Origin of the sequence: Ralstonia pickettii (assembly GCF_030582395.1) — a bacterium.
Taxonomy (GTDB): domain Bacteria; phylum Pseudomonadota; class Gammaproteobacteria; order Burkholderiales; family Burkholderiaceae; genus Ralstonia; species Ralstonia pickettii_D.
Genome location: NZ_CP104382.1, coordinates 939,213 through 954,463 on the forward strand (window position 1 = coordinate 939,213; position 15,251 = coordinate 954,463).

A 15,251-nucleotide genomic window follows, 5' to 3' on the forward strand; every position below is an offset into this window, starting at 1 on the left:
CATGAATCCCGACTTCCAGAACCGCGTCTTCGCGTATGCGCCGTGCGCCGAACAGCAACCCGGCGCGGCCACTGAAGCGCGCCCCGTTGTCATCGTCGGCGCCGGGCCGGTGGGGCTGGCCACGGCCATCGATCTGGCGCAGCAGGGCGTGGCCGTGGTCGTCGTCGACGACGATTGCACGCTGTCGACCGGCTCACGCGCGATCTGTTTCTCCAAGCGCTCGCTGGAGATTTTCGATCGGCTCGGTTGCGGCGACTGCATGATCGACAAGGGCGTGAGCTGGAACGTTGGGAAGGTCTACCTGAAGGACGAGCTGCTCTACAGCTTTGACCTGCTGCCCGAAACCGGCCACCGCCGGCCGGCGTTCATCAACCTCCAGCAGTACTACGTCGAGGGCTTTCTCGTTGAACGCGCGCAAGCCTTGCCGAACATCGAACTGCGCTGGAAGAACAAGGTGACGGCCCTCACGCAGGATGCCGATGGCGTGACGCTCAGCATTGAGACGCCCGATGGCACGTACGCACAGCGCGCGCGGTACGTCGTCGCCGCCGATGGCTCGCGCAGCCCGGTACGCCACATGATGGGCCTCGAAGCCCGCGGCCAGACCTTCAAAGACCGCTTCCTGATCGCCGACGTGCGTATGGATGCGCCGTTCCCGAGCGAGCGCTGGTTCTGGTTTGATCCGCCGTTCCACCCGAATCAGTCGGTGCTGCTGCACCATCAACCCGACAACGTCTGGCGCATCGACTTCCAACTCGGCTGGGACGCCGACCCCGTCGCCGAGAAGCAACCGGAGCGCGTCATTCCACGCGTGCGCGCGCTTCTGGGCGAAAACGTCGATTTCGAGCTGGAATGGGTCAGCGTCTATACGTTTTCATGCGAACGCATGGACCGCTTCCGCCACGGCCGCGTGCTCTTCATCGGCGATGCAGCGCATCGGGTGTCGCCGTTCGGCGCGCGCGGCGCCAACAGCGGCTTGCAGGATGCCGAAAACCTCGCGTGGAAATTGCGCATGGTGCTTGCCGGCGACGCGCCCGACGCGCTGCTCGACACGTACGCGAGCGAGCGCGAGTTCGCTGCCGACGACAACATCCGCCACTCCACCCGCTCGACCGACTTCATCACGCCCAAGAGCGCAGTCAGCCGGCTCTTTCGCGATGCCACACTGCGCTTGGCCAAGCACTATCCGTTTGCGCGAACCCTGGTCAACAGCGGACGGTTGTCTACGCCGACAGTGCTCGAGGGCTCTACATTGCAGACCGAAGATGAAGCGCCCTTCGCCTGCACGCTCGTGCCCGGCGCTGTCGCACTCGACGCGCCGGTGCGCACCGCCGATGGCCGCGCAGATTGGCTCCTCGGTCATCTGCACAGCGGCTTCACGGCGCTGCGTTTCTGCGGTGCCGGAGAACGCGTCGAAGCGCTACCGCTTCGTACGCTGGCAGTCTTCCCGGCCGGCGGCATCGGCACCGTTTCAGCCAACGTGACGGCGCTGGAAGACATCGATGGCCTGGTCGCACAACGCTATGACGCACGCGCCGGCACGACCTACCTGATCCGCCCAGATCAGCACGTCTGTGCACGCTGGCGCGCGCTTGAGCCTGCCAAGCTGGCCGCTGCGTTGCTTCGCGCCACCGGGCAAACCGCGCCGGCAGCAGAGCCGCATGCCACAGTCTCCGCCTGAGTTGAAGACCGATCACCGATCACCGATCGCCATGCCGCTGAATACGCAACCGAACCTGCCGCGCCCCGATGACTTTTACGAAGCGCTGATCGACGCGCACCGCAACCTCGACGAGGAGCACAGCGCGATGCTCAACGCGCAGCTCATCCTGCTGCTCGCGAACCATATCGGCGACATGGCGGTATTGCGTGAAGCGCTGGCGGCGGCGCGTCTTGCATTGCCGGCAGCCACGGCAACCTGAGCGTCATCGCGTTTCATCATTCCAACGCTTAAGCTTGATCGTACTTGCGGCTGGGTTGGCGCGAAGGGGAACGCGCTCCACCAAAACGATAACGCGGCGGCCGATGCGGCGCAGCGTGCGCAACGGCGCGCGCTCCATCACCAGGTGGAGCGCGGCAATCCGCGCCGCGTGTTCAAAGGCGAACGATTTGAGCCGGCAGACTAGCGCACAGCTTGCCGCATTCCGGCAAGCTGGCCACGCCGGTACTCCCCTTGCCGCTCCAGCATCCAGCCCGGGTATTCGGCCGGGAGTTTGCTCAGCTCGTCGAGCTGCGCGAGTTCTTCCGCCGTCAGTTCAACCTTGGTGGCCGCGATGTTGTCGTCGAGCTGCTCGATCTTCTTGGCACCGACGATCACGGTGGTCACTGCCTGCTGATGCAGCAGCCACGCCAGCGCAATCTGCGCGACCGACACGCTGCGCGCATTGGCCATGACGCGCATGGCATCCACGCACGTGTAGGCACGTGCCCGGTCCACCGGCGGGAAATCGAATTTGTTGCGGCGGCTGTCCTGCTCGCCGTGCTGCTCGCGTGTGTACTTGCCGCTGAGCAGGCCACCGGCCAGCGGGCTCCACACCATCAGGCCCAGGCCTTCGCTCTTGAGCATCGGCACCAACTCGCGCTCCAGGTCACGGCCGGCAACTGTGTAATACGCCTGCAGGCTTTCGAAGCGTGCGCAGCCCAGCCGCTCGGCAATGCCCAACGCCTTGACGATCTGCCACGCCGCCCAGTTCGATACACCCACATAGCGCACGTGGCCATGCTGGACCAGCGTGTCGAGGGCACGCACGGTTTCTTCGATCGGCGTGGCGGGATCGAAACCATGGATCTGATAAAGATCGATATGGTCAAGCTGCATGCGCTTCAGGCTCGCCTTGATGCCGTCCATGATGTGGAACCGCGAGGCGCCGCGCGCGTTCACGCTGTCGCCGGTCTGCCCGAACACCTTGGTGGCGACGACCACGCTGTCGCGCGACACCTTCAGGTTCTTGAGCGCCTGCCCCGTCAACTGCTCGGCGACGCCATTGGCGTACACATCCGCCGTATCGATGAAATTGATGCCGGCGTCGAGGGCGCGCCCGATCAGGCGCTCGGCATCGGCTTGCTGCAAATCGCCGATGTGCTGCCAGATGCCATCGCTGCCGCCGAAGGTCATCGTGCCGAGGCATAGCTCAGAAACAAACAGGCCGGTCCGGCCCAGTCGGTTGTAACGCATGTGATCGACTCCAATACGGTGGGAATGGAATGCTGAGCGCACAGGCTCAGATGCGAAAGACAACGCAGAGGATAAGACGGACCGGCTGATCCTGCAGAGCGCTCGGTCGGATGCAGGGTGATGGCCCAGGCGCGAGAAGACCAGGCTAGGCAAGCCTACCGGTCATCCCGCGGAAGACTGCAGCGCACGGCCTGGGCAAGCTGATGCCTAGCGTTCCAGCTCTGCAAAGCGCTGCGCGACAAGGTTGCGCAGCCACTGGTTGCCGGCGTCCTGATGGAAGCGCCGGTGCCAGAACACATTGGTCTGCAGTGCCGGAAGCTTGAGCGGCGGCGCCACGAACTCCAGCCCGAACGGCGGCGCAGCCCGCTCGGCCAGCTTGCGCGGTACCGTCACCACCAGATCGGTCGTGCTGACGATGTACGGCACCGCCACGAAGTGCGGCACTGAAAAGCGCGCCGACTGCGTGATCCCCGCCTTGTCCAGCAGCGGCCCGATGGCGTTGTAAGGGCTGGCCGAACTCGCCACCACCAGATGCGACGCGGCGCGAAAGCGTTCCAGCGTGAGCCTGCCTTCCGACAGCGCATGTCCGCGCCGGAACATCGTCACATAATCCTGCTGGAACAGGCGGCGCTGGAAGATGCTCTCGCCGGAAAGATCATCGAACGCGCCAATGGCAAGGTCGATGGCGCCGGCCTCCATTTCGGCCTTCATGTCGAACCCGCCCGCACGCAGCGTGTCGATACGCACGCCGGGCGCCTGCTCAGCACACAACTGCGCCAGCACCGGCATGAAATACACCTCGCCCACATCGCTCATGGCAATGGTGAAGGTGCGCGTGGACGTGCCCGCTTCAAAGTGCGTGCGCTGGCCGAAGGCGCGTTGCAACGTGTCGAGCGCCGTGGCCACCGGTTCGGCCAGTTGCTCGGCAAGTGCGGTCGGCATCATGCCGCGCGGCGTACGCACGAAGAGTTCGTCATCAAAGGTCTGGCGAAGGCGCGACAGCGCGTTGCTGACCGCCGGCTGCGACAGGCCCAGCCGCTCGGCCACGACGGAGATGCGCTTTTCGCGCAGGATTTCCTGAAACAGCACCAGCAGGTTCAGGTCCACATCCCGCAGATTCAGCATGACGACGCCTCGACATTCACAATATCAATAGCATGCATTCTCGCATTGATATTCCAAATTCTCATCCGATCCGGACAATACGCGCATACCAAGAATCCAAAACTGAGCGGCAACCCCGCCACCGGAGACCACCATGCGCCCTGCACCCGCCGCACGTGACACATCGTCGACGCCCATCGACCTCGTCCGGCTAATCGATCAGGGCAAGGTTGGCGGCTTTCAGATTCTGTTGCTGGCCATCTGCGGGCTGTGCCTGATCATCGACGGCTTCGACGTGCAGGCCATGGGTTATGTGGCGCCAGCCATCATCAAGGACTGGAACATCACCAAGGCGAGCCTCGGGCCGGTATTCGGCGCGGGGCTGTTCGGCATGCCGGTCGGCGCGCTGGTGTTTGGCGTGCTGGGCGACCGCTTCGGGCGGCGGCCGGTGCTGATCGTCGCCACGTTCTTCTTTGCGGCCTGCATGCTGGCCACCACGCAGGTGGCAACGGTGGAGGCGCTACTCGTCTTGCGCTTCATCACAGGCCTGGGCCTGGGTTGCATCATGCCCAACGCGATGGCGCTGGCCGGTGAGTTCAGCCCCGCACGCTCTCGCGTGACCTGGATGATGCTGGTGTCGTGCGGCTTTACCGTGGGCGCGGCACTTGGCGGCTTTGTGAGCGCGGCGCTGCTGTCGCGCTTTGGGTGGCATGCGGTGTTTCTGGTGGGCGGCCTGGTGCCTCTTGTCATTGGCGTGATGATGGTGTTGTGGCTGCCGGAATCCCTGCAATACCTGGTGCTCAGGGGCCATGGGCAAATGCGACAAACGCGCCATCAGCGTCTGGCTCGCTGGCTGAGCAAGCTGGCGCCGCAACTGCAGGTGAACGCGCAGACGCAATTCGTGGTGCCCGAGGCGCCCGCGCGCGGTATGCCGGTCTCGGCCCTGTTCACGGAAGGCCGCGCCAAGGTCACGCTCGTGCTGTGGGTCATCAACTTCATGAACCTGATCGACCTGTACTTCCTGTCGAACTGGCTGCCGACGCTGATTCGCGATGCCGGATATCCGACGGATACCGCTGTACTGGTCGCCACCGCGCTGCAGGTGGGCGGTGTGATCGGCACGCTCACGCTGGGCCGATTGATCGATCGCCTCGGCTTTGTGCGCGTGCTGGCCGTGTGCTTCCTGGTCGCCTGCGTCACCGTCGGGTTGATCGGCCAAGTGGCGGCTGCGCTGCCCGTGCTGGTGACGGTGGTGTTCGTGGCCGGCTTCTGCATCGTCGGCGGACAGCCTGCGGTAAATGCGCTCGCCGCCACGTATTACCCCACCACGCTGCGGGCCACCGGCATCGGCTGGAGCCTTGGCGTGGGCCGCATCGGCTCTGTCATCGGCCCGGTGATCGGCGGCCAGTTGATTGCGATGCAATGGAGCGGCCCGGCGTTGTTCTCGGCCGCCGCGGTGCCGGCGATGGTGTCATTCGGCATGGTGCTGGCGCTTACGCTGGCCGCCAGTGGCGCGGACGCCGCACGCTTTGCCTCAGGTCGCGCAACCGGCAAGCCTGCTTGATGGCTCGGTAACGACTACGCTTTCCCTGAAGACGCTCCTGACTTTTTCTCCAAGGACTTCACCATGAACATGCTCGCCCCGACGGTCAAGAACGCATTCACCCCGGCGTCGCTGGACCGGCCCGCTTACCAAAGCGGCTTCGGCAACGAGTTCGCCACCGAAGCCCTGCCCGGCGCGCTGCCGCACGGTCAGAACTCCCCGCAGAAGGCGCCGTATGGCCTGTATGCGGAACAGATTTCCGGCACGGCGTTCACCGCCCCGCGCGCGCACAACCGCCGCTCGTGGCTGTATCGCATCCGCCCGGGCGCCGTGCATCTGCCATTCGAGGCCATGGCGCAAGGCCGCTTCCACAGCAACTTCAACGAGGTGCCGCCCTCGCCCAACCAGCTGCGCTGGGACCCGCTGCCCGCACCGGCGGCCGGCACCGATTTCATCGACGGCATCGTGACCTTCGCCGGCAACGGCGGGCCGGACGCGCAAACCGGCTGCGGCATCCACCTGTACGCCGCCAATGCGTCGATGACCGACCGCTTCTTCTACAACGCCGACGGCGAACTGCTGATCGTCCCGCAGCAAGGCCGCCTGCGCCTGCTGACGGAGATGGGCGTGGTCGATGTCGAACCGCTGGAGATTGTGGTCGTGCCGCGCGGCGTGCGCTTCCGCGTCGAACTGCCGGATGGTGACGCACGCGGCTACATCTGCGAGAACTTCGGCGCGCTCTTCCGCTTGCCCGACCTGGGCGTGATCGGCTCGAACGGCCTGGCCAACCCACGCGACTTCCTCACCCCGCACGCGTGGTACGAAGACCGCGAGGGCAACTTCGAACTCGTCGCAAAATTCCAAGGCAGCCTGTGGACCGCGAAGATCGGCCACTCACCGCTGGACGTTGTTGCCTGGCACGGCAACCTCGCGCCGTACAAGTACGACCTGCGCCTGTTCAACACCATCGGCTCGATCAGCTACGACCATCCGGACCCGTCGATCTTCCTGGTGCTGCAAAGCCCCTCCGACACGCCGGGCGTGGACACCATCGACTTCGTGATCTTCCCGCCGCGCTGGCTCGCCGCAGAAAACACTTTCCGCCCGCCCTGGTTCCACCGCAACGTCGCAAGCGAATTCATGGGCCTGATCCAGGGCGTGTACGACGCCAAGGCCGAAGGCTTCGTGCCGGGCGGCGCCAGCCTGCACAACTGCATGAGCGGCCACGGCCCCGATGCCGACACGTTCGAGAAAGCGAGCAACGGCGACACCACCAAGCCGCACAAGGTCGACGCAACAATGGCCTTCATGTTCGAGACGCCGGCGGTCATTCGGCCCACCCGCTTCGCGGCGGAATCGGCGCAACTGCAAGCCAAGTACTTTGAATGCTGGCAGGGCCTCAAGAAGCATTTCGACCCGACCAAGCGTTAAGCGATCGACGAATTCACATTGACGCCAAGGCGAGCATCCCGAAGGTGTGGCCGTACCCTGCCCTAGATGGCGCCTTGAATTTCTGTTGCAGGGAGGAAAAAGGAAGGAGCCCTGTCTGAGCGTAGCGAGTTTGGCTCCTTCCCCTCCCTGCGACATAAATTCAAGGGGAAGTCGCCATCTCGGGCGCGCCTTTCTTTGCTTACTTTCTTTGGCAAGACAAAGAAAGTGAGTCGCCCCCGGCAGGGGGTGAAACAAGGGATGCACCAGCAACGTCAAGCAATAACCGACTCAACAAACAAACCACCGCCCCATCATGACCACCCGCCAACTAAGCTGGCTAGAATCCGCCAACACCCCCGACACCCACTTCCCCCTGGAAAACCTGCCCTTCGGCATCTTCTCCACCAAGGAAAACCCGTCGCCACGCGCAGGCGTAGCCCTTGGCGATCAGGTCATCGATCTCGGCGTGCTGGATGACGCCGGCCTGCTCCCCGCAGCAACCCGCGGCACGTTCCGCACCGGCAAGCTCAACACCTTCATCGCACTCGGCAAGCCCGTCTGGTCCGACACCCGCAAGAAGCTCCAAGCGCTGTTCAGCGTGGCCGACACCCACGTGCGCGACAACGCCACGCTGCACGCCCGTGCGCTGGTGCCGCAAGCGCATGCCGTGATGCATCTGCCCATCGACATCCCGGGCTATACGGACTTCTATTCGTCGCGCGAGCACGCCACCAACGTCGGCCGCATGTTCCGCGATCCCGAAAACGCGCTGCTGCCGAACTGGCTGGAAATCCCGATCGGCTATAACGGCCGCGCCAGCTCCGTGGTGGTGAGCGGAACACCGTTGCACCGCCCGATGGGCCAGATCAAGCTGCCCGACCAGCCGCGCCCGATCTTCACGGCCTGCCGCAAGCTGGACTACGAACTCGAGATGGCCTTTGTGGTTGGCAAGCCGAGCGCGCTGGGTGAGCCGGTTTCCGTCGACGCGGCACCGGACTACATGTTCGGCGTCGTGCTCCTGAACGACTGGAGCGCACGCGACATTCAGCAATGGGAATACGTGCCGCTTGGCCCGTTCAACTCGAAGGGGTTCGGCACATCGATCTCGCCGTGGATCGTCACGATGGAGGCGCTGGAACCGTTCCGCGTGGCCAACCCGGTGCAGTCGCCCGAGCCGCTGGAGTACCTGCGGCAGAGCCGGCCCAACGCGTACGACATCGCTCTCGAAACTGCATTGCGGCCCCACGGCGGCGAACGCACCACCATCGCCCGCACGAATTTCCGCGCGATGTACTGGACGATGGCGCAGCAGCTCGCGCACCACACCGTGTCCGGCTGCAACGTGCGCGTGGGTGACCTGATGGGCTCGGGCACCATCAGTGGAACCACGCCGGATTCTTACGGCAGCCTGCTGGAGCTGACTGTCAACGGCAAGCAGCCGCTGGACCTCGGCAACGGCACCACGCGCGCCTTCCTGGAAGACGGGGACGAAGTCACCATGACCGGCTGGTGCCAGGGCGATGGCTATCGTGTGGGCTTTGGGGAAGTACGCGGCGAGATTCTGCCGGCGCGCAGTGTGAAGTAAGGCAGTGCGGAGCGGCGGGTCAGCAGTCCGCCGCTCCGCCTTTTATTCTGTCTTGGCAGCAGCGCAGGCCAGCATCGCGTCGCCGATCACACGCTCGCCGCTGGCCCTGAGCGCCTCGCCGGCGCCGACGATATCTCGCGTCTCTTTGTTCTGACTCAGCTTGAGCTTGCCTTCGATGCGCGTGATCTCGATCTCGATGCCGACGATCATCTTGAGCAGCGCGTCGGTGTAGTCCGATGGGGCGTCGGACATCTTCCACGGCGCAGGTTGTGATGCCTCATGCGTGCGCGTCAGGCGAGCCACGACGCCGCGCACAAAACGTTCGTCGTCACGCACGGTGATCCGGCCATGCGCATGCGCGACGCGGTAGTTCCATGTCGGCACCTGCCGGTGGGCTTCGTGCTTGCTCGGATACCACGTCGGTGAAATATACGCATCGCCCGCGCGGAAGATGACGAGCACGTCATCGCCATTCGCCACGTCTTTCCAGACCGGGTTGGCACGCGCCACATGGGCATGCAGCACGCCAAGCTTGCCCTCTTCCGGCAGCAGCAAGAACGGGATGTGGTTCGCATCCAACCCATGCTCGCCATGCGTGACAAGCGTCCCGAACGGATTCTGCGCGATCAGGTCGTGCAGCGCGTCAGGGCGCGATTCTTCAAAGTGGGCGGGAATGTACATGGCGACTCCGGCAACGACCGAGCAATCGAACAGGAAAGCGCCCATTCTGAACCACAACGTGGCTCCAAAACAGAGCCAGATTCACGCGAATTGCTAGGGCCAGCCTAATCGCGCAGCAGGTTCTTGGCGATGATGAGCTGCTGGATCTGCGTGGTGCCTTCGTACAGGCGCAACAGGCGCACATCGCGATAGAAGCGCTCGGCCTTGTACTCGGCAATGTAGCCCGCGCCACCGTGAATCTGCACTGCACGATCCGCCACGCGACCGACCATCTCGGTACAGAACATCTTGGCGCACGAGGCCAGCATGCTGACCTCGTGATCCTGTTTGCCGACGGGCTTTGCGTCGTAGCGGCGCGCACAATCCCGCACCATCGACATGCCGGCGTACAGCTCTGTCTGGCTATCGGCGAGCATGGCCTGAATCAACTGAAAGTCTGCGATGGGCTGACCGAACTGTTTGCGCTCCTTGGCGTAGGCCACCGCGTCAGTGATGAGCCGATGCGCCATGCCGCAGGCCAGCGCCGAGATATGCAGACGGCCCCGATCCAGCACCTTCATCGCCGTCTTGAAGCCCTGCCCCGCCACGCCGCCGATGATGTTGGCGGCGGGCACCCGCACGTTGTCGAGCATCACATCGCACGTCTTGGTGCCGCGCTGCCCCATCTTCTTGTCAGGCTTGCCCAACGTGATGCCCGGCGTGTCGGCAGGCACGATGAAGGCGGAGATGCCGGCCGCGCCTTCGCCGCCTGTGCGCGCCATCAGCGTGAACGCCCCGGCGCGCGGCGCGTTGGTGATGTAGCGCTTGGTGCCGTTGATGACGTAGTGATCGCCGTCCAGCGTGGCGCGCGTCTGCAGCGACGCCGCATCCGACCCCGCGTTCGGTTCCGTCAGCGCAAACGAGATGATCAGTTCGCCACTGGCGATGCGCGGCAGGTAATCGGCCTTCTGCGCATCGGTGCCGTCCATCAGGATGCCCTGCGAGCCGATGCCGACGTTGGTGCCGAACACCGAGCGAAACGCCAGCGCCGTGTGCCCGAGGTCGTACGCCACCTCGCATTCCTGCACCATCGCCAGGCCAATGCCACCGTACTCTTCCGGAATCGACAGGCCGAAGAGGCCCATCTCCTTCATGTCGGCAACGATGTCGGCGGGCACGTCGTCCTCTTCCTCGAGGATGTTCTCCGCCGGCACGAGCCGTTCCTGGATGAAGCGCTGCACCGATTGCTGCAGCAAGCCGAAGGATTCGTCGTCGAGCGCCATGTCACCTGCTCCTGTGGGATATGCCGGGGGATGTTACCGGGTTGGCATACTTTGACAATCCGCGCCGGCATCAACAGAATGTCGAATTCGATTCACCAATCTGATGGGCGGTCATGGATCTCAATGCGCTCAAGCTGTTCGTGGAAATCGTCGATGCGGGCAACCTGTCGGCGGCGGCGCGCCGGCTGCAAACCACACGTTCCAACGTGAGCCACCGGTTGAAGGCGTTCGAGCGCGCACTGGGCGTGCAACTGCTGCGCCGGACCACGCGCCGCGTGGAACCCACGGAGGTGGGCGCCGGCATCTATGAACACGGCCGAAGCATCCTGCGCGAAATGGCTGCCGCCGACGCGCTGGTCTCGTCGCTCGGCAAATCGCTGCAAGGCAGCGTGCGGCTGTCGGTGCCGACGGGGCTGGGGCATCTGCTGGTGTCGCCGCTGCTGGTGGCGTTCAAGCGGTCGTATCCGGATATCCGCCTGGATGTGCGGTTCGACAACCGCGTGTCCGACCTGATTGGCGAGGATGTGGACGTGGCACTGCGCATTGTCTCGAACCCGCCGGAATCGCTGGTCGCCACGCTGCTCGATGAAGTCGACTGGGTGCTGTGCGCGGCGCCGGACTACCTGGCCGTGCATGGCGTGCCGAAAACGCTCGACGCGCTCGCAGATCACACCATCGTCAGCGCGCCGGCCGTCGGACAACCGTTGCGGCTGTCGGCGCAACTGGGCGATGAACGGACGCTCGTGACGCTGGACCCGGGCGTCTCGTCCGACAACTACCTCTTCCTGCAAGCCGCCGTTCGTTCGGGCAATGGCCTCGGAATCCTGCCCTATTACGCCGCAGCCGATGATCTGCGCGACGGTCACGTCAAACGCGTGCTGCCCGGATATCGGTTCAGCGCGTTTGGCAGCCGCCTTTACATGCTGGCGATGCCGAGTCGATACCGGACGCTCGCGACGCGACACTTGCTGGACTTCCTGAAGGACGGGCTGCAAGGCAAGCTGCCGCGCCTGCCGCAGAAGGAACGCGCCTGATCACGCCTCCAGCGGCATCAGCCCAGGCAGCTGCGCAAAGCAAATCGACTTGGCCGTCTCGATAAAGTCCTGGGCAAAAGGTGCCTGCGCATAGTCGCGCGTCATGGCGGCGTAGAGATCGCTCCACAGGCCCTCCTTGCCGACACGCTTGGCCACCACGTATTCGTAATCGACGTAGTTCTTGATGCCCCAGCTCGGCAGCGCGGCCAGCCCGCGGCGGCTGGCAACGAGCTGCAGCACGGCGATGGTCAGCTCCGCCGTGCGGCGGTTGAATGCGATGCCGGCCGGTGTCAGCACCTGGCGGATCAGATCGATGCGCTCTTCGGGCACGGGATACGTGATGAGCGTCTGGTCCGTAAAGTCCTTCGCGTCGAGCCACTTCTTGTTGCGCAGCGCGTGGTCGACGGGCAGCACGGCGAGGATCTCGAAGCGAAACAGCGGCGCAAACACCACGCCGCGCCGCATCTTGGCATCAGAGCCGATGATGACGTCGGCGCGTCCGTCCTTGAGCAGCGCAAGCGGATCGGTGTGAAAACCCGACACAAGATCCATCTCCACTTCGGGCCAGCGCTGGCGGAAGGCGTCCATCACGGGCATCAGCCAGTCAAAGCAGGTGTGGCATTCCAGCGCGATGCGCAGCGTGCCGGCCGCGCGGCCCTTGATGCGCTCAAGGTCGCGCTCGGCGGCCTGGATGTCGGCGACGACCTTTTGCGCGAGTTCCAGCATGCGCTCCCCGGCTTCGGTCAATTCCACCGTCTGCCCCTTGCGGCGCACGACTGCCAGCCCGTAATGCGACTCCAGTGCGCGCAGTTGATGCGACAGCGCCGATTGCGTTAGGTGCAGCCGCTCGGCGGCGCGCGAGACGGAGCCTCCGTCGGCCAGGGCGATCAGCGTGCGCAGATGGCGAATTTCGAGCATGTTCGTGCGACTTCCGATGTATGAATCTCATTCAAGGCTATCGAAAATAATATCATTTGATTCATGAAAGCGGGTCGCCGATCATCGCTGGACTGAAAACCGAATCGCCTCTCCTGCGACCACCATGACGACCATCCATACCCTCGGCTACCCGCGCATCGGCGCCCAACGCGAGCTGAAGTTCGCGCTCGAATCGTTCTGGAAGGGGGCCTCGTCCGAAACCGACCTGCGAGCCACCGGCCGCGCCCTGCGGGAGCGCCACTGGACTGCCCAGCGCGAGGCCGGCCTCGACTTCGTGACCGTGGGCGATTTCGCCTGGTACGACCAGGTGTTGCAGACTGCCGCCCTGCTCGGCGCCATTCCGACGCGCTACGGCTTTGACGCCGCGCAGCTCACGCTGGCGCAATCGTTCGTCCTTGCGCGTGGCAATGCCGACCACGCCGCCATGGAAATGACGAAGTGGTTCGACACCAACTACCACTATCTCGTGCCCGAACTCACGCCGGACCTCCTCGATCGCCCATGGGGCCCCGGCACCGAATGGCTGTTCGACGAAGTGCGCGATGCACAGGCCGCTGGGCACCGCGTGAAGGTTGCGCTCATCGGGCCGGTGACGTTCCTGCATCTGGCCAAGGCGCGCAACGGCTTGACCGACAAGCTCGCGCTGCTGCCGCAAGTGCTTCAGGCGTACGCGGCTGTGCTGCAGCGCCTGGCCGCGCTGAATGTGGAATGGGTGCAGATCGACGAACCAGCGCTGGTGCTGGATCTCCCGCAAGCCTGGGTAGATGCATTCGGCCCCGCTTACGAGGCGCTGGCCGCTGCCAACGGCCCGAAGGTGCTGCTGGCGACGTACTTCGAAGCCGCGTCCCACCACGCCGCGCTCATCAAATCCCTGCCGGTCGATGGCGTGCACCTGGACCTCGTGCGTGCGCCCGAACAGCTTGGCGCCTTCGCGCCGTGGCCCGCAGACAAGGTGCTCTCCGTTGGCGTGGTCGACGGCCGCAACATCTGGCGCTCCGATCTCACACGCGTGCTGGAGCGCGTAGCGCCGCTGGCCGACGCCTTTGGCGATCGGCTGTGGGTGGCGCCGAGCTGCTCGCTGCTGCATGTGCCGGTCGACCTGTCCGCCGAAACCAAGCTCGACGACGAACTCAAGGGTTGGCTGGCCTTCGCGCGCCAGAAGCTGGACGAACTGGCGATCCTCAAGCTCGCGCTGGTCGAAGGCCCCGCCGCCGTGCAGCAGGCGCTCGATGACAACCGCGCCGCCATCGCCTCGCGTGCCGAATCGCGCCGCGTGCACAACGCGAGCGTCAAGAAGCGCGTCGCCGCGATCCGCGCAGAAGACGCAGAACGCGCAGCACCTTACGCCGACCGCGCAGAAGCCCAGCAAGCCCGCCTGAACCTGCCGCTGCTGCCGACCACCACGATCGGCTCGTTCCCGCAAACAGCGGAAATTCGTCAAGCGCGCGCACTGCACAAGCGCGGCGAACTGCCCGCATTGGATTACCTGCAACGCATGCGCGCGGAGATTACGGACGTCGTGCGCCGTCAGGAAGCGCTCGGCCTCGACATGCTCGTGCACGGAGAAGCCGAGCGCAACGACATGGTCGAATACTTCGGCGAGCTGCTGTGGGGCTACGCTTTCACTGCCAACGGCTGGGTGCAGAGCTACGGCTCGCGCTGCGTGAAGCCGCCCGTCATCTACGGCGACGTGTACCGCCCGGAAGCCATGACGGTCGAGTGGTCCAAGTACGCACAAAGCCTGACCGCCAAGCCGATGAAGGGCATGCTGACCGGCCCCGTGACGATGCTGCAGTGGTCGTTCGTGCGCGACGACCAGCCGCGCGAGCAGACCGCACTGCAGATTGCCCTGGCCCTGCGTGACGAAGTGTGCGACCTGGAAGCCGCCGGCATTGCCGCGATCCAGATCGACGAACCGGCGTTCCGCGAAGGCCTGCCGTTGCGCGCATCCGATGTGCCGGGCTACCTGGAGTGGGCGGCGCGTGCGTTCCGCGTATCGGCCTCCGGCGTGCGCAACGACACGCAGATCCACACGCACATGTGCTATTCGGAGTTCAACGACATCCTGCCGGCCATCGCGTCAATGGATGCCGACGTAATCACCATCGAGACCTCGCGTTCAAACATGGAACTGCTCGACGCGTTTGGCGAATTTGCATACCCGAACGAGATTGGGCCGGGCGTGTACGACATCCATTCGCCGCGCGTGCCGCGTGTCGAAGAGATGGAAGCGCTGCTCGACAAGGCCGCGCAGGTTGTGCCGGTGCAACGCCTGTGGGTGAATCCCGACTGCGGCCTGAAAACGCGCGGCTGGCCGGAAGTGGAAGCGGCACTGCAAGGCATGGTGGAAGCCACGCGCCGCTTGCGCGCCAAGCATGCCAAGGCGCTGCATGCGGGCAGCAAGGCGACGCAGGACGAAGGTGCGACGGCTTAAAAGTCGATAGCACCAAATAAAAACGCCAACCGGCTTGCGCTGGTTGGCGTTTTTTCTTGCGGC

12 protein-coding genes are annotated in these 15,251 nt (G+C 64.6%); 7 read left to right on the forward strand and 5 right to left on the reverse strand.

The genetic code is table 11. From position 1 onward, the window contains the following. Window position 1: 1 nt before the first annotated feature. Together N5B55_RS20905 and N5B55_RS20910 are read left to right on the forward strand one after the other, a co-directional pair. Entirely contained in the window at window positions 2–1,681 is a 1,680-nt protein-coding gene (locus tag N5B55_RS20905; protein ID WP_304539921.1) for an FAD-dependent oxidoreductase, read from the forward strand. 31 nt (window positions 1,682–1,712) lie between these two features. Beyond that, window positions 1,713–1,922 carry a DUF2783 domain-containing protein gene (locus tag N5B55_RS20910; RefSeq protein WP_039375072.1) on the forward strand — a complete coding sequence of 70 codons (210 nt, stop codon included), beginning with the start codon at window positions 1,713–1,715 and terminating at the stop codon, window positions 1,920–1,922. A gap of 200 nt (window positions 1,923–2,122) precedes the next feature. Here the strand turns inward: N5B55_RS20910 and N5B55_RS20915 are convergent, their stop codons facing one another. Continuing rightward, a complete protein-coding gene (locus N5B55_RS20915; RefSeq protein WP_009239775.1) occupies window positions 2,123–3,175 on the reverse strand; it encodes an aldo/keto reductase in 1,053 nt (350 codons plus the stop codon). Window positions 3,176–3,382: 207 nt separating this feature from the next. After that, the gene (locus N5B55_RS20920) at window positions 3,383–4,300 is read right to left on the reverse strand and encodes a LysR family transcriptional regulator (protein ID WP_304539922.1); all 918 of its coding nucleotides are present in this window, start codon (window positions 4,298–4,300) and stop codon (window positions 3,383–3,385) included. Between the two features lie 133 nt (window positions 4,301–4,433). Here N5B55_RS20920 and N5B55_RS20925 point away from each other — a divergent pair, with 133 nt between their 5' ends. The 3 genes from N5B55_RS20925 to fahA all read left to right on the forward strand — a co-directional run bounded on the left by N5B55_RS20925 (window position 4,434) and on the right by fahA (window position 8,838). Next, complete coding sequence (locus N5B55_RS20925; protein ID WP_304539923.1) at window positions 4,434–5,843, forward strand: MFS transporter; 1,410 nt, start codon at window positions 4,434–4,436, stop codon at window positions 5,841–5,843. 63 nt (window positions 5,844–5,906) lie between these two features. Continuing rightward, entirely contained in the window at window positions 5,907–7,253 is a 1,347-nt protein-coding gene (gene hmgA / locus N5B55_RS20930; protein WP_102065206.1) for a homogentisate 1,2-dioxygenase, read from the forward strand. Window positions 7,254–7,566: 313 nt separating this feature from the next. Further along, window positions 7,567–8,838 carry a fumarylacetoacetase gene (fahA, locus tag N5B55_RS20935; protein ID WP_009239779.1) on the forward strand — a complete coding sequence of 424 codons (1,272 nt, stop codon included), beginning with the start codon at window positions 7,567–7,569 and terminating at the stop codon, window positions 8,836–8,838. Window positions 8,839–8,880: 42 nt separating this feature from the next. Here fahA and N5B55_RS20940 read toward each other — a convergent pair whose 3' ends face one another. Continuing rightward, window positions 8,881–9,519: an FMN-binding negative transcriptional regulator gene (locus N5B55_RS20940; protein ID WP_304539924.1), complete on the reverse strand. Its 639-nt coding sequence runs from the start codon at window positions 9,517–9,519 to the stop codon at window positions 8,881–8,883. Between the two features lie 104 nt (window positions 9,520–9,623). Next, on the reverse strand, window positions 9,624–10,781 hold the full coding sequence (locus N5B55_RS20945; protein WP_304539925.1) for an acyl-CoA dehydrogenase family protein: 1,158 nt from the start codon (window positions 10,779–10,781) through the stop codon (window positions 9,624–9,626). A 113-nt stretch (window positions 10,782–10,894) separates the two neighbouring features. On the opposite strand from N5B55_RS20945, the gene N5B55_RS20950 reads away from it, so the two are divergent. Then, window positions 10,895–11,815 carry a LysR family transcriptional regulator gene (locus N5B55_RS20950; protein WP_304539926.1) on the forward strand — a complete coding sequence of 307 codons (921 nt, stop codon included), beginning with the start codon at window positions 10,895–10,897 and terminating at the stop codon, window positions 11,813–11,815. Here the strand turns inward: N5B55_RS20950 and N5B55_RS20955 are convergent, their stop codons facing one another. Further along, window positions 11,816–12,733, reverse strand: coding sequence for a LysR family transcriptional regulator (locus tag N5B55_RS20955; protein ID WP_178960825.1), 918 nt, complete (start codon window positions 12,731–12,733; stop codon window positions 11,816–11,818). Between the two features lie 124 nt (window positions 12,734–12,857). On the opposite strand from N5B55_RS20955, the gene metE reads away from it, so the two are divergent. After that, window positions 12,858–15,188 (forward strand): 5-methyltetrahydropteroyltriglutamate--homocysteine S-methyltransferase, encoded by a 2,331-nt coding sequence (metE, locus tag N5B55_RS20960; RefSeq protein ID WP_304539927.1) that lies wholly within the window; start codon window positions 12,858–12,860, stop codon window positions 15,186–15,188. The last annotated feature ends 63 nt before the right edge of the window (window positions 15,189–15,251 follow it).

Coding starts and splice junctions, on each gene's coding strand:
- N5B55_RS20905 (WP_304539921.1), top strand. CDS start 2: ATGAATCCCGACTTCCAGAACCGCGTCTTCGCGTATGCGCCGTGCGCC.
- N5B55_RS20910 (WP_039375072.1), top strand. CDS start 1,713: ATGCCGCTGAATACGCAACCGAACCTGCCGCGCCCCGATGACTTTTAC.
- N5B55_RS20915 (WP_009239775.1), bottom strand. CDS start 3,175: ATGCGTTACAACCGACTGGGCCGGACCGGCCTGTTTGTTTCTGAGCTA.
- N5B55_RS20920 (WP_304539922.1), bottom strand. CDS start 4,300: ATGCTGAATCTGCGGGATGTGGACCTGAACCTGCTGGTGCTGTTTCAG.
- N5B55_RS20925 (WP_304539923.1), top strand. CDS start 4,434: ATGCGCCCTGCACCCGCCGCACGTGACACATCGTCGACGCCCATCGAC.
- hmgA (WP_102065206.1), top strand. CDS start 5,907: ATGAACATGCTCGCCCCGACGGTCAAGAACGCATTCACCCCGGCGTCG.
- fahA (WP_009239779.1), top strand. CDS start 7,567: ATGACCACCCGCCAACTAAGCTGGCTAGAATCCGCCAACACCCCCGAC.
- N5B55_RS20940 (WP_304539924.1), bottom strand. CDS start 9,519: ATGTACATTCCCGCCCACTTTGAAGAATCGCGCCCTGACGCGCTGCAC.
- N5B55_RS20945 (WP_304539925.1), bottom strand. CDS start 10,781: ATGGCGCTCGACGACGAATCCTTCGGCTTGCTGCAGCAATCGGTGCAG.
- N5B55_RS20950 (WP_304539926.1), top strand. CDS start 10,895: ATGGATCTCAATGCGCTCAAGCTGTTCGTGGAAATCGTCGATGCGGGC.
- N5B55_RS20955 (WP_178960825.1), bottom strand. CDS start 12,733: ATGCTCGAAATTCGCCATCTGCGCACGCTGATCGCCCTGGCCGACGGA.
- metE (WP_304539927.1), top strand. CDS start 12,858: ATGACGACCATCCATACCCTCGGCTACCCGCGCATCGGCGCCCAACGC.